This window comes from Lacrimispora sanguinis, assembly GCF_044987295.1.
In the GTDB taxonomy this organism is placed as follows: domain Bacteria; phylum Bacillota; class Clostridia; order Lachnospirales; family Lachnospiraceae; genus Lacrimispora; species Lacrimispora celerecrescens_B.
In genome coordinates, this window is sequence record NZ_CP173277.1 from 3,421,751 (window position 1) to 3,436,147 (window position 14,397).

At 44.6% G+C, this 14,397-nt stretch carries 13 protein-coding genes and 2 tRNA genes; 14 read left to right on the forward strand and 1 reads right to left on the reverse strand.

Annotated features, from left to right (window positions below; genetic code table 11):
* Nucleotides 1–28 precede the first annotated feature (28 nt).
* From ACHZES_RS15890 to ltrA, 13 genes are all read left to right on the forward strand, one after another.
* A complete protein-coding gene (locus tag ACHZES_RS15890) occupies nt 29–304 on the forward strand; it encodes an HU family DNA-binding protein (protein ID WP_013274629.1) in 276 nt (91 codons plus the stop codon).
* A 3-nt stretch (nt 305–307) separates the two neighbouring features.
* Entirely contained in the window at nt 308–547 is a 240-nt protein-coding gene (locus tag ACHZES_RS15895; protein ID WP_038280241.1) for an RNA-binding S4 domain-containing protein, read from the forward strand.
* 89 nt (nt 548–636) lie between these two features.
* Nucleotides 637–921 (forward strand): sporulation protein YabP, encoded by a 285-nt coding sequence (gene yabP / locus ACHZES_RS15900; protein WP_025230362.1) that lies wholly within the window; start codon nt 637–639, stop codon nt 919–921.
* 15 nt (nt 922–936) lie between these two features.
* Nucleotides 937–1,293, forward strand: a complete 357-nt coding sequence (yabQ, locus tag ACHZES_RS15905) for a spore cortex biosynthesis protein YabQ (RefSeq protein ID WP_038280243.1) — start codon at nt 937–939, stop codon at nt 1,291–1,293.
* Nucleotides 1,294–1,310: 17 nt separating this feature from the next.
* On the forward strand, nt 1,311–1,634 hold the full coding sequence (locus ACHZES_RS15910) for a septum formation initiator family protein (protein ID WP_038280244.1): 324 nt from the start codon (nt 1,311–1,313) through the stop codon (nt 1,632–1,634).
* A 246-nt stretch (nt 1,635–1,880) separates the two neighbouring features.
* Nucleotides 1,881–3,296, forward strand: coding sequence for a SpoIIE family protein phosphatase (locus ACHZES_RS15915; RefSeq protein ID WP_330372887.1), 1,416 nt, complete (start codon nt 1,881–1,883; stop codon nt 3,294–3,296).
* Nucleotides 3,297–3,370: 74 nt separating this feature from the next.
* A complete protein-coding gene (gene tilS / locus ACHZES_RS15920) occupies nt 3,371–4,747 on the forward strand; it encodes a tRNA lysidine(34) synthetase TilS (protein ID WP_395547141.1) in 1,377 nt (458 codons plus the stop codon).
* Nucleotides 4,740–5,267: a hypoxanthine phosphoribosyltransferase gene (gene hpt, locus ACHZES_RS15925; protein WP_154525063.1), complete on the forward strand. Its 528-nt coding sequence runs from the start codon at nt 4,740–4,742 to the stop codon at nt 5,265–5,267. Before tilS ends, hpt begins: the two co-directional genes overlap by 8 nt.
* 12 nt (nt 5,268–5,279) lie before the next feature.
* A complete protein-coding gene (gene ftsH, locus ACHZES_RS15930) occupies nt 5,280–7,097 on the forward strand; it encodes an ATP-dependent zinc metalloprotease FtsH (protein ID WP_154525307.1) in 1,818 nt (605 codons plus the stop codon).
* Nucleotides 7,098–7,471: 374 nt separating this feature from the next.
* Nucleotides 7,472–9,535 (forward strand): glycoside hydrolase family 13 protein, encoded by a 2,064-nt coding sequence (locus tag ACHZES_RS15935; RefSeq protein WP_395547140.1) that lies wholly within the window; start codon nt 7,472–7,474, stop codon nt 9,533–9,535.
* Nucleotides 9,536–9,616: 81 nt separating this feature from the next.
* Nucleotides 9,617–9,698, forward strand: a tRNA-Tyr gene (locus tag ACHZES_RS15940).
* 40 nt (nt 9,699–9,738) lie between these two features.
* Nucleotides 9,739–9,824: transfer RNA gene (locus tag ACHZES_RS15945), tRNA-Leu, on the forward strand.
* 451 nt (nt 9,825–10,275) lie between these two features.
* The gene (ltrA, locus tag ACHZES_RS15950; RefSeq protein WP_395547139.1) at nt 10,276–11,694 is read left to right on the forward strand and encodes a group II intron reverse transcriptase/maturase; all 1,419 of its coding nucleotides are present in this window, start codon (nt 10,276–10,278) and stop codon (nt 11,692–11,694) included.
* Nucleotides 11,695–11,801: 107 nt separating this feature from the next.
* Here the strand turns inward: ltrA and ACHZES_RS15955 are convergent, their stop codons facing one another.
* Nucleotides 11,802–12,767: a LysR substrate-binding domain-containing protein gene (locus tag ACHZES_RS15955; protein ID WP_395547138.1), complete on the reverse strand. Its 966-nt coding sequence runs from the start codon at nt 12,765–12,767 to the stop codon at nt 11,802–11,804.
* Nucleotides 12,768–12,914: 147 nt separating this feature from the next.
* Here ACHZES_RS15955 and ACHZES_RS15960 point away from each other — a divergent pair, with 147 nt between their 5' ends.
* The gene (locus ACHZES_RS15960) at nt 12,915–14,351 is read left to right on the forward strand and encodes an aspartate ammonia-lyase (protein ID WP_395547292.1); all 1,437 of its coding nucleotides are present in this window, start codon (nt 12,915–12,917) and stop codon (nt 14,349–14,351) included.
* Nucleotides 14,352–14,397 lie beyond the last annotated feature (46 nt).

Here is a 14,397-nt window from a genome sequence, read left to right on the forward strand (position 1 = left end):
GGTGCTACATTCTAGGAGGAAGATATCAATGAACAAAGCAGAGTTAATCGCAGCAGTCGCAGAGAAAGCAGAACTGTCCAAAAAGGATGCAGAGAAGGCAGTTAAAGCTTTAACAGATGTTATATCTGAAGAACTGGTTAAAGGCGAGAAGATCCAGTTAGTTGGTTTTGGTACATTTGAGGTATCTGAAAGAGCGGCAAGAGAGGGAAGAAATCCAAAGAGTGGCGAAGTTATGAACATCCCTGCTTCCAAAACACCAAAATTTAAGGCTGGAAAGGCTTTAAAGGATATGGTGAACGCTTAATCCATGAGACTGGATAAGTTTCTTAAGGTTTCTCGTCTGATCAAGAGAAGAACCGTAGCGAACGAAGCCTGTGATGCAGGCCGTGTGCTTGTAGGTGGAAAACCTGCAAAAGCTTCCTTAAACGTTAAGCAAGGCGATATAATAGAGATCCATTTTGGGACCAGCTCTGTAAAGGTTGAAGTTCTTGATGTAGCAGAAACGGTAAAAAAAGATGAAGCAAAAGAGCTTTACCGTTATCTCTAGCTCACAGTTTCGATACGTACGATAAATTTCAGTAATATTGGAGCGCGCCTCCTAATATACTTTAGACAGGTATATTAGGAGGTTTTTGTATGGAAGAAAAGGTGAATATCCGTCCTCACAGGCTCACAATAGAAAACCGGGGGTCCGGTACGATGACAGGAATACGGGAAGTGGTGTCCTTTGATGAAAACCAGGTAGTTCTTGATACGGACATGGGACTTTTGACTTTAAAGGGGAAGGGGCTCCATGTCAGCCGGCTGACTCTTGAAAAGGGAGAAGTGGATTTAAACGGTAATATTGAGAGTCTTACCTATTCCTCCAATGAAGCACTGCGCAGGTCAGGGGAATCCATGATTTCCAGACTGTTTAAATAAAAAAGGAAAAGTCATATGAGCGTTCATATCGTATATGAAGTAAAACTTCTGCTCTACAGCTTTTTAACAGGTGCAGGGCTTATGATCACATATGACCTGTTACGCATTTTCCGTATATTTATTCCCCATTCCTATGTGTTTATAGGAATAGAGGACATGATATACTGGATTTATGCTGCCTTAGTCACGTTTTCCTTGTTGTATGAACAGAATGACGGAGGATTAAGAGGATATGCCGTTGCTGGAGTATTTATCGGAATGCTTTTATATGATAAAATAATAAGCAGACATTTCATAAAACTCTTGAAACATTTCCGAAAATATCTTAAAATAAAGATGGCTGGTTGTAACCGAAGAAAGAAGCGGCATTAGAGGTGATTGGTGATCGTATGGACAAAATGGGAAAATCAAGACGAAAGAGAAAAGATAGGTGGGGCAATCGAATGACGATCATCGGCATTACCTTTGTCGTATTCAGCCTTGCTGTGATTGTTACCATTAAGGGAGTCACGTTAAAAGAAAAGGAACGGGAATATGAGCTCCGTCTGGAGAATCTTCAGGCCCAGGTGGACAAGGAAGAGGAACGGTCTCAAAAATTAGAGGAATACCGGGTTTATGTCCAAACCAAACAATATATTGAAGAAGTCGCAAAGCAAAAGCTGGGCCTTGTAAATCCTGATGAGATTTTGCTGAAGCCGTCACAACGGCAGTAAGACACCCTTCGGGTATCCCTCTATGTCCAAAGTGCTTGGACAATAAAGGGGAATGCTGTCGTACGATTTTAGATCATGAGTCAGCCGTTTTGACAAATATTTTCCTTCTGCCTGTATATAATGTGGATTATGAGAAACTGTATTTTAGTTTCTCATAAAAGGTGCTGCTTTTGCACCGTCCATCCGATTATGAAAACTTGTTTTCATAATATGGTTTAAAGCATGATACAGGCAGGAGGGATTTTTGTGTTCAGACGTAAGGCGGCACATCATGATATGGCTGATGTGAATGTATATACGGCAAAGAGATTAAACGACATGGCAAGCTCTTTGGGAGAACTTGCCAAAGCTTGTACAGATGATTTGTCAGCAGAACAGGGACTTACAAAGGAAGATGGGAAAGCGGCCCTTGAAACGGCTGCGGCTATGGTATGCGCAGGATGCAACAAATGCATCGTGTATCCCGGAAAAGAACAGGACAATCAATATTATCTGCAATATCTGGTTCGTGCATTTGAACAAAAAGGGAGTGTGGACTACGGGGACATGCCCCGTTTTTTTCTGGAAACCTGTAAACGAAAGGATGACTACATGGTCCAGCTGAACCGGGGGCTCGGTAGAGCCACCATGAATCTGGCCTGGAAGAACCGCTTTTTGGAAAGCCGCGACGCAGTTATAGTCCAATTTAAGGAACTGGCTGTGATTCTTGAGGAGTTTTCCCATCAGGTAGAGCATTCTATTGACATAACTCCGGATTGGGAGGATGAAATAAAACGGGCCTTCCGCCGCAACCATATTATCGTTGAAAAGATGCTCATTTTAGAATATGAGAATCATCAGAGAGAAGCATTTCTGACTATGAGGACTTTGAATGGCCGGTGTATGACTGTAAAGGAGGCTGCGGAGATCCTGGAAAACGCCATAGAGGAAGGGGAATGGACGGTGGCCCCTGACGGCAGAAACCTGGTGACAAAGCAGGCCGATACCATACGGTTTGTTGAAAAGGGTGAGTACCGGGTCCTTTATGGTGTGGCCAAAGCTGTAAAAAGCGGAGAAGAGGTATCCGGAGATAATTACACCTTTGGACAAGTCCAGCCTGGACAGGTCATCATGAGTCTGTCAGACGGCATGGGAAGCGGCAAGGTGGCCGAAGAAGAAAGCAGGCAGGTCATTGAGTTGACACAAAGGCTTCTGGAGGCCGGATTTTCCACCAGGGCGGCCCTTAAAATGGTCAATACGGTTCTTCTTCTCACAGGAATATCCCAGCATCCGGCTACCCTGGATTTATGCTGCATTGATTTAAAGACCGGGATCATGGAGGCGATGAAGTTGGGAGCGGCGGCCACCTATATTCTCAGTGAAAAGGGAGTGGAGCTTTTGGAAGCAGGTGAGGTTCCTATGGGAATCTTAAATCCGGTGGAGCCGGTTCTCCTTTCTAAAAAGCTATGGGATGATAACCGGATCATCATGGTGAGCGACGGCGTGCTAGACGCCCTTCCCGTAGATGAGAAGGAACTGATGCTGCAGGAATTCATTGCCGGAATGCCGGTAAAGAATCCTCAGGATATGGCTGACAGGATTCTCCTGTTTGCAAGATCCTTCAGTGACAAGGCCGCGGATGACATGACGGTTCTCACTGCCGGGATATGGAAAAGAAAATAATAATTGCAACAGACATGTTTTGTGGGTATATTTATAATATAGAGGGGAGAAAATCAACTAAGGAAGGTGGCTGAATGTACAGAACGATATTAGATTATATCAGACGGAACCGGCTGTTTTCTCCGGGGGACCGCGTCATTGTGGCGCTTTCCGGAGGAGCCGATTCGGTCTGTCTTCTTGTAGTCTTAAACGAGCTTAGGGAAGTGCTGGGGTTAGAATTAAAGGCGGTTCATGTCCATCACGGCTTACGAGGGAAAGAGGCTGACCGGGACAGTGAGTACGCAGGCAGGCTCTCAGAAACACTGGGAGTGCCTTTTGTATGTGTCCGGGTGGATGCGGCCCTTTATGCCAGGGAACATGGTATGTCAGTGGAAGAGGCAGGAAGGCATCTGCGTTACCAAATCTTTGAGAAGGAGCGTCTTGACTTTTCGGGTACAAAAATAGCGGTGGCCCATCACAGGGATGACCAGGCGGAGACCATTCTTTATAATCTGTTCCGGGGGACCGGATTAAAAGGGCTTGGAGGAATGCGCCCGGTGCGGGACAATATTGTCCGCCCGCTGCTGTCTGTTGGGAGAGAGGAAATTCTTGCATATCTGGCGGAAAAAGGGATATCTTATTGTGAGGACTCTACCAATGCCCAGACGGATTATGTGAGGAACCGCATAAGAAGCCTGATATTACCGGAGATCAGGGAAGAAGTCAACAGACGGGCGGGGGAAAACATCCTTCATGCGGGAGAAATGGCTGCACAGGCAGATGCATATCTGGAAAAACAGGCAGATGGCATATTAAGAGCCTGGGGAGTCAGGGAGACGGATGAGGCCGGAACAATAACGGCGCAGGGAGTTGATGCAAAGGCCCTTTTGGCGGAAGATGACATTATAAAGAACTATGTGATCCGGATGATGATCCGGTCTGTCAATGAATCCATGAAGGATATTACAATGACTCACGTGGAAAGCGCAGCAGCGCTTCTTTTTGGTTCTTCCGGCAGGCAGGTGGATCTGCCCTGCGGGCTTATTGCTGTGCGTATTTTTGATGAATTGTGGATAAAAAGGAAAAAACAGGAAGGATCGGTGGATAAGGAAAGAGCTGTTTCTCTTCCTGAACTGGATTTTAAGATCTTTCCCTACAAAAAAGGTCAGGAAATTCCCAAAAACGGGTATACGAAATGGTTTGATTATGATAAAATCAAGTGTGCACTGTCTGTGAGGTATCGAGAAACCGGGGATTACATGACACTGGCCGGAGGCGGCAGAAAAACCGTCAAGGAATTCATGATTAATGAAAAGATACCGAAAGAGGAACGGGAAAAAATACCGCTGGTTGCGGATGGTTCCCATGTCCTCTGGGTCATCGGATACCGGATCAGTGAATATTATAAGATAACAGATGATACCCATACAGTAATACAAATGCAGTTAAACGGAGGAAAAAACAATGGATGATAAGATACGTATATTGTTATCAGAGGAAGAAGTAGCGGCAAGGGTAAAAGAAATAGCAGAAGAGATCAGCAGGGATTATGAGGGAAAACCTCTTCATTTGATTTGTATTTTAAAGGGAGGCGTTTTCTTTACCTGTGAACTTGCAAAGCGGATTAATCTGCCTCTTACCTTGGATTTCATGTCCGTATCCAGTTACGGTGCCGGTACGGTGTCCAGCGGAATCGTTAAGATCACCAAGGACCTTGATGAGCCAATTGAAGGGAAGGACGTATTGATTGTGGAGGATATCATTGATTCCGGCAATACCCTGGCCTATCTGATTGAGGTATTAAAGCAGAGAAATCCAAACAGCATTGAGCTGTGTACCCTTCTTGATAAACCGGAGCGCCGGGTGAAGGATCAGGTCAAGGTGAAATATACCTGTTTTACCGTGCCGGATCAATTTATCGTTGGATATGGCCTTGACTACGATCAGATATACAGGAATTTACCATATATTGGAGTTATAGAACAGCAATAAGGAGGCAGCATGTTGAAACAACAGCAACCATTCAGAGGCTTGGGCTTTCTGCTCCTTCTGGTCATCATGCTTTTCTTTGCCAGTAGGCTGCCCCAAAAGAGCGGTATTATTACCAATCAGGAGCTAATGCAGGCAATTGATAATGGAACCATAGTCTCGGCAACCATAAGGCAGAACGATCCGCCCCCAACGGGAAGGATTGAGATGACCATGACTGACAACTCAACAAAACAGGCCAATGTGTCCAATGTCATTGAGATTCAGGATCGTTTGGATCGCAATGGGATTACCTATACAGTGGATGCAGTACAAAAGGAAAATTTATTCCTGACGATTACGCTTCCATTGATCTTAACGGCGGTAGTTTTGGTTTTTCTGTTCATGTTGATGAATGCCAGGGCAGGGGCAGGAAGCGCCAATGCCAAAATGATGAATTTTGGAAGAAGCCGGGCTCATCTTGCTAAAGACGCGAATAAGGTGAACTTCAGTAAGGTGGCAGGACTTGAAGAGGAAAAGGAGGAGCTGGAAGAAGTCGTTGACTTCTTAAAGAATCCTCAGAAGTATACCAGTGTAGGTGCCCGGATTCCAAAGGGAATTCTCCTTGTGGGACCACCTGGAACAGGAAAGACCCTTCTTGCCAAGGCAGTGGCAGGAGAGGCAGGAGTACCATTTTTCTCTATTTCCGGTTCCGATTTTGTGGAAATGTTTGTAGGTGTCGGTGCATCCCGTGTAAGAGACTTATTTGAAGAGGGGAAAAAGCATGCTCCCTGTATCATATTTATCGATGAGATCGATGCGGTAGCCCGTCGAAGAGGTACCGGTATGGGCGGAGGACACGACGAAAGAGAGCAGACCTTAAACCAGCTTCTGGTTGAGATGGATGGTTTCGGGATCAATGAAGGAATCATCGTTATGGCGGCCACAAACCGTGTGGATATTCTGGACCCGGCGATTCTTCGTCCCGGACGCTTTGACCGGAAGGTAGGGGTCGGAAGACCAGACGTAAAAGGAAGAGAAGAAATCTTAAAGGTTCATTCCAAGGAAAAACCTTTAGGCGAAGATGTGGATTTAAAGAGGATCGCCCAGACAACTGCCGGATTTACCGGTGCTGATCTGGAGAACCTTATGAATGAAGCAGCCATTTATGCGGCGAAACACAGCAAGAAATTTATCAACCAGGCTGACGTTGACAGGGCTTTTGTAAAGGTTGGAATTGGAGCTGAGAAAAAGAGCAAGGTAATAACCGAGAAAGAAAAGAGGATTACGGCTTACCACGAAGCAGGTCATGCAATTTTATTCCATCTGCTTCCGGATGAGGGACCGGTTCATACCATTTCCATAATTCCTACGGGTGTCGGTGCCGCCGGTTATACCATGCCATTACCGGAAAATGATCATATGTTCAATACCAGGGGCAAGATGCTCCAGGATATCATGGTGGATTTAGGCGGAAGGATCGCTGAGGAGCTTATCTTCGGTGATATCACCACCGGAGCCTCCCAGGATATTAAGCAGGCGACAGCAACGGCCCGGGCCATGGTGACCCAGTACGGTATGTCTGATAAAGTGGGTATGATAAATTATGGGAATGAAGGTGATGAAGTCTTTATCGGCCGTGATCTGGCCCATGCTAAGAGCTACGGCGGCCAGGTAGCCAATACCATTGATAATGAAGTAAAACGGATTATTGATGAGTGCTATGAAAAGGCGAAAGACATCATCTTAAAGCATGAGGAGATTCTTCACGCCTGCTGCAAGCTGCTCATGGAAAAAGAAAAGATCGGCCAGCAGGAATTTGAAAATTTGTTTTCTGCAGCAGCTGAAGGTTAAGTATCTTCTGCAAGCTTAAAAGAGATAAAAGCGCGGACTCCGGGAAAATATCTAAGTTTCCACCCCGGAATCTGCGCTTTTTTGTGTTTAGTGCAGAGGGAAAGAAAAAGTGCATAAAAAATCAAATGTAAAAAAATGATGTTTGTGCACACTTATTTTCTTAGTCGTGATATAGTAATAATCGTAAACCCCCCCAATACATTATATAGTTTTTGCTACACCCCATAAGAAACGAAATACCTTCTCCGAAAAACGGTCAGCTGCCCCGCTGGCCGTTTTTTATGCGTTTTACTTAGAAAGGCAGGGTTGTATATTTTGTTTCAATCGGATAAAATAGAACATATATAGATGACGAGAAAGGAAATGAAAATCATATGTGCTTCCAGGCTGAGGCGTTAAATAGAGATGCATTATTTACTGATGAGACAGAAAATTTCCGATTCCCGGCAGAGCCCTGTGTGGGGGATGATGTGATTCTGTATTTTCGGACGGCAAAGGACAATGTGGACCAGGTCTGTTATATCCAAGAGGGGTTAAGCAGAGAGACGGCCATGGAAAAGGCAGAGTCTGACGGACAGTTCGATTATTATAAACATAAATTGACGGCAGGACATGAGAATATCTGCTACAGCTTTAAGGTGGTTAGGGACGGCGATGTATGCTATTATAACCGGCTGGGTGTTTCCGGGGATAACCCGGAAGGGTTTTATTTTCGCATTGTTCCCGGTTTTTCTACGCCTGACTGGGCCAAAGGGGCCGTTATGTATCAAATTTATGTAGACCGGTTCTGCAACGGAGACGTGTCCAATGATGTGGTAGACGGAGAGTATGTATATATTGGCCGCCCGGTATCCAATGTAAAGGAATGGGAGAAATATCCCAACCAGATGGATGTGGGATATTTTTACGGCGGTGATTTACAGGGAGTATGGAACAAGCTGGATTATTTAAAGAATCTTGGCGTTGATGTCATATATTTTAATCCCATTTTTGTATCACCATCGAATCATAAATATGACTGCCAGGATTATGATTACATTGATCCTCATTATGGCCTGATCGTTAAGGATGGGGGGCAGCCTGTGGCAGTGGATGCGGTGGATAACCGGCTTGCAGCAAAATACATGATTCGTACGACAGATAAAGAAAATTTAGAAGCAAGCAATGAATTTTTTGCCCGGTTTGTGGAAGAGGTGCACAAACGAGGGATGAGGGTTATCCTGGATGGGGTATTTAATCACTGCGGCTCTTTTAATAAATGGCTTGATGGAGAGCGGATCTATGAGATGTCCGGAGAGTACGAGCCGGGAGCCTATGTGTCAAAGGACAGTCCGTACCGGTCGTTTTTTAAATTTTATGATGAAGAAGCATGGCCCTATAATGGATCCTACGACGGCTGGTGGGGGCATGCAACCCTTCCCAAGCTTAATTATGAGGACTCCCGGACTTTGTATGAGTATAGCCTTCAGATCGCCAGAAAGTGGGTTTCCCCGCCCTATAATATAGATGGATGGCGGCTTGATGTTGCGGCAGATTTGGGACACAGCAGCGAATATAACCATAAGTTCTGGAGAGATTTCCGTAAGGCGGTTAAGGAGGCCAATCCGGAGGCCATTGTGCTGGCTGAGCATTACGGAGACCCGTCCAGCTGGCTCCAGGGTGACCAGTGGGATACGGTCATGAATTATGATGCCTTTATGGAGCCGGTAACCTGGTTTTTAACAGGCATGGAAAAGCACAGCGACGAAAGAAACCCCGGCCTGTTTGGGGATGGCGATAGCTTTTTTAAGTCCATGAATTACCACATGAGCCGCATGATGACAGGTTCCATTCAGGTGGCCATGAATGAGCTGTCGAATCATGACCATTCCCGATTTATGACCAGAACGAACGGCCGGGTGGGACGGACCTCCACTCTGGGCCCGGAAGCAGCCTCTCAGGGCATCAACAATGGGATCTTTAAGGAGGCGGTTATGATCCAGATGACCTGGCCCGGCGCTCCCACGATTTATTACGGAGACGAAGCCGGTGTCTGCGGCTGGACGGATCCTGATAACCGGAGAACCTATCCCTGGGGCAGAGAGGATTTAGAACTGATCGAGTTTCACCGGTATATGACCGGGCTTCATCACAGCATACCGGCATTGCGCCTGGGGTCCTTAAAACAGCTTCTGGCTGGGAGACATCTCATCTCCTATGGACGTTTCTTAAAGGACAGCATTTGTGCTGTGGCGGTCAACAATCTTCCGGAAGAACGGCAGATTGGGATCCCGGTATGGCAGCTGGGAATGAAGGACGGGGAAATTATGTCCCGTTACATGTTGACCTATGAAAATGGGTATAATGTGGGTAAAATTCCTTATGAAGTGAAGGACGGTCAGGTGCTTGTCTCTATGCCGGGAACAAGCTCTGTTTTGCTGGTAGCTGAACGGGATTAGAATTTTTATTTTTCTAAAAAAAACCTTGATTTTTTCATGTCCCTATGATAAAATAACACTCGCTTGCTTAATAAAGAGCATGGGTGGGTTCCCGAGCGGCCAAAGGGGGCAGACTGTAAATCTGTTGTCGACGACTTCGAAGGTTCGAATCCTTCTCCACCCAGTCCGTACCGTTTATAAGAACTGAAACGGTATATGAGAATGCCGGCGTGGCGGAACAGGCAGACGCACAGGACTTAAAATCCTGCGGGACTAATCTCCCGTACCGGTTCGATTCCGGTCGCCGGCATGATAAGAAAAACCTTGTACTCTGATATGGAGTACAAGGTTTTTTGTTGGTGTGCCCGGCGGGCGCATGTTCTAATGAGTGCAAGTCTCGAATCCGCCCGGTAGTGGGAAGGATATAGCCAAGACCAAGGGTGTCGTCCGTGAGGACGAATCTGAAGGAAGGTGGAGGCAAATCTCTGGTCTGACGAATAGAAATCTTATCAGGCTGTAAATGGGGGTAAGGTTGCCAAACAAGCCAAAGCCCAATAACTACACGGAACCATTTGCAGTAAATAAGGCAGATAGATGGAGAGAAAGAGCATGCGAGTACCCGGGGAGATCTCACGGACGTGGAGAGTTTTTTTTTACGAACGACGGTTGAAATAAGATTTATCGTGAGAAGTCAGCTGAAACCATAGTACCATGCCAGTCGACGGGTATGGGAAGGGTGGAACCTTAGGAGGTGGGAGTAAATGAATGTTACCGAAGTCGAGAAAAGAGAGAGCACAAAACATTGCTGTAGCAATGGCTGCCGCCGGAGGGATAGTGCGGAACACGAAGAGAATGGCGGAGCGCTTATTGACAAGAGGATAACTGAAAGCAACGCCACCAACGCCGACAGAAAAGTAGATGGATTGCTGGAAATAATCGTCAGTAATGAAAACTTAAACCGTGCATACCAACGAGTGAAACGGAATAAGGGAGCAGGCGGAGTCGATGGAATGGAAGTAAATGAACTTTTACAGTATCTAAAAGACAATGGCGAGAAAATAAGGAAATCCATACTGGCAGGAACCTATCAGCCAGCCCCGGTAAGGAGGGTAGAGATACCCAAAGAAAACGGGAAGAAAAGAAAACTGGGAATACCAACAGCAGTAGACCGTGTCATTCAACAGGCAATTGCCCAGATATTAACGCCCATATATGAAGAGAAATTCGTGGAAACGAGTTACGGATTCAGACCGGGAAAGAGTGCCCATGATGCCCTGTTAAAGTGCCAGACATATCTGGAAGAAGGGTATGTTTGGACGGTAGATATGGACCTGGAAAAGTTTTTCGATACTGTGAACCAGAGTAAACTTATACAAGTCCTGTCAAAGGATATCAAAGATGGAAGGGTGATATCCCTGATCCATAAATATCTAAAGGCAGGAGCAGTATGGTGTGAAAAGTTCGAGGAAACAGGAATCGGTGTACCACAGGGAGGACCGCTTAGTCCTCTTTGTGGAAATATCATGCTAAATGAACTGGACCAGGAACTAAGGAATAGAGGGCACCGTTTCGTCCGCTATGCGGACGATATGGTGATATTCTGCAAAAGTAAAGCAAGTGCAAAGCAGACACTTACCCATATCATACCGTATATAGAGAAGAAGTTGTTCTTAAAAGTGAACCGGGAAAAGACGAATGTATCATATGCAGGGAAAATAAAATTTCTGGGGTATGGTTTCTATAAGAGTCGTTTGGGCTTTCGAATGAGAGTACATGGGAAGAGCAAAGAAAAGATGAAGGCAAAGGTCAAGGAACTCACAAGTAGGAGAAATATCCAGAGCTATGAAGAGTGGAAAAGAAAAATGAAACAATTCATAGTGGGATGGATAAACTACTACAAGCTGGCAGATATGGAAAATCTGTTAAAAGAGACGGACGAATGGATGAGGAGACGAATCCGAATGGTATTCTGGAAGTGTTGGAAAAGAGTGAAAACGAGGTATCGAAACCTTGAGAGCCTTGGAATCAGCAAAACCAATGCAGGAATCCTTGCAAATACAAGGAAAGGCTACTGGCGTACAGCCAGCAGCCCAATTCTAAAAGCAGCCCTGACGAATCAAAGGATAGAAAAGGACGGCTTTCAGTTTTTCAATTCTTACAACAAATCTGTGATAGCGTAAACTAGGGAAACGCCCAGTACCGAACGGTATGCTGGGTGTTGTGAGAGGTCGGCTGACTAACTAATGGTCAGCCTCCTACTCGATTCTGACATAAGAAAAATACTCAATTAATAGGAAGCCCTTTCATTCATTTTTTGACTGCTCCCCGCAATCTTTAAAAACTCCTCCATTGCCCGGGTGAACCGTCTCCCTGTTTTCCAATAGAAATATAGATTCCGATGGCAAAATTCACTTTCAATCTTATAATAAACAACATTTGGATGAGAGAGAACCTGCGCAATCAGTGTGTCACTAATAAAGGATATTCCCATACCCGAACAAGTGATATTGTAAGAGGTAAGCTGCTGGTCAAGCTCAAATACAATATTTGGAGTAATGTCATGATCCTGAAGAATTTCCATCGCGCGCTTCCTTGTATCGTTTTCAGGCTTCAGCATAATAAATGGTTCCTTTTCAAATAGATTCAGTGGTACAGGCTTAATTTTTTCTTCCAAAAAGGAGCCGTCAAGAATCAGCTGTACCGGAATCTGGTACTGCTCTGCTTTTTGGTTAATTTCAAAAGTCTTTGGTACAGCCAGAAGCAGATGTTCTTCCTTGTAAATACTGTTATCAAATATACCTTTGTCCAAAGAACAATTATCAATCATCAAATCAATTCTGCCGTTCTGAAGATACAATGCCAGCTCCGCTGTGCTCTCTTCAATTAACTCGATCTTAACCATTGGAAACCGTTTTGTAAATTCGCCCATTAAAGGAGGCAGTACCCATGAAGAAAAAAGGCTGCTTCCTCCTAAAATCAGCTCTCCTACTTTTAAATCGCCCCAGTCATTTACAAAATTATAAAACTCGCTTTCAATATAGAGCATTTCTTCCACGGATTTAATATATTTTTTTCCGCATTCTGTCAGAGCCAAAGGTTTTGTACTTCTATCAAAAATCGGATATCCAATTTTAAGCTCGATTCTTTTTATTGTAGCACTCAGCGAAGGCTGCGAAATAAAAAGTTTTTTTGCAGCTTTGGAAAAACTTTGTTCTTTGTATACCATATATACATAATCCATCCCCTTAAACACTGTAAACCTCCTCTGCTTCGAGGTATAACTTTAGAGTTATACCAATTATAGAAATATACGTATTTGATTATATTATAAATAGATTTTATAATAAATACAATACAAAACGGTATTTTACCGATTACGGAGGATTAGACATTGGATAGCATAAATAACATAGATTACAGAGTCGAAAAGGATTCAATAGGAATGAAAGATGTGCCGGGCAATGTGTATTACGGCGTACAATCAATGCGTGCGGCAGAAAACTTTCATATTACTGGTCTCAACATTCACCCAGAAATCATTAACAGTCTGGCTTACATAAAGAAAGCAGCTGCCATAACGAACCTTGAGATAGGTCTTCTGGACAGGAAAACTGCAGAAGCGATTATTCAGGCATGTGATGAAATTCTGGCAGGACAATTCCGCAAAGACTTCATCGTTGATCCGATTCAGGGCGGCGCAGGAACTTCTCTGAATATGAATGCCAACGAAGTGATTGCAAACCGTGCGATTGAGATTCTTGGAGGACAAAAAGGCGATTATTCCATTGTCAATCCCAATGATCATGTAAACTGTGGACAGTCCACTAATGATGTCATTCCTAGTGCCGGGAAAATGACTTCTTTAAGACTCCTTAAAAAACTGAAAATAGAACTTCTCCGGCTGCATCAGGCATTTTGTGAAAAAGCCGACGAATTTGACCATGTCCTGAAGATGGGGAGAACCCAGATGCAGGATGCAGTCCCCATTCGGTTAGGTCAGGAATTTAAGGCTTATTCAACAGCAATTATGCGTGACCTCCGCCGTATGGACAAAGCCATGGAAGAAATGTGTACTTTGAATATGGGTGGAACAGCCATAGGAACTGGAATCAACGCTGATGTAAATTATTTGAAACGTATTGTGCCTAATTTAGCGAAGGTGTCTAATATGGAATTAGTGCAGGCGACGGATCTGATAGATGCGACACAAAATCTTGATTCTTTTGTTGCCGTATCAGGTGCTGTCAAGGCCTGCGCTGTGACATTGTCTAAAATAGCCAATGATCTTCGCCTGATGTCTTCCGGACCAAGAACAGGCTTTCATGAAATCGACCTCCCTGCGAAGCAGAATGGCTCCTCCATTATGCCGGGAAAAGTAAATCCGGTGATTCCTGAAGTTGTAAACCAGGTTGCCTTTAATATCATTGGGAATGATGTAACCATCACCATGGCCGTAGAGGCCGGACAATTGGAATTAAATGCATTTGAACCTATCATTTTTTATTGTATGTTCCAGTCTATTGACACTCTTTCCTATGCTGTACAGACATTTGTAGATAACTGTGTATCCGGCATTACAGCGAACGAAGCAAGATGCCGTTTCCTGGTAGATAACAGTGTTGGGATCATCACAGCGATTTGCCCCCACGTTGGGTACCAAAAGGCGGCAGATATTGCTAAGAAAGCCATGTTAAGCGGCAAACCCGTAAGAACTCTGATTCTGCAGGAGAAGCTTTTAGGGGAAGAAGAACTGGACCATATATTAGATCCGGTACAAATGACAGAGCCGGGGATATCCGGGAAAAATTTATTGTTAAAGAAAAAGCTGGAAGCGTAACTGCCATACCTTTAAGGGGTGTAGATTCACAACGATATAACGCCTG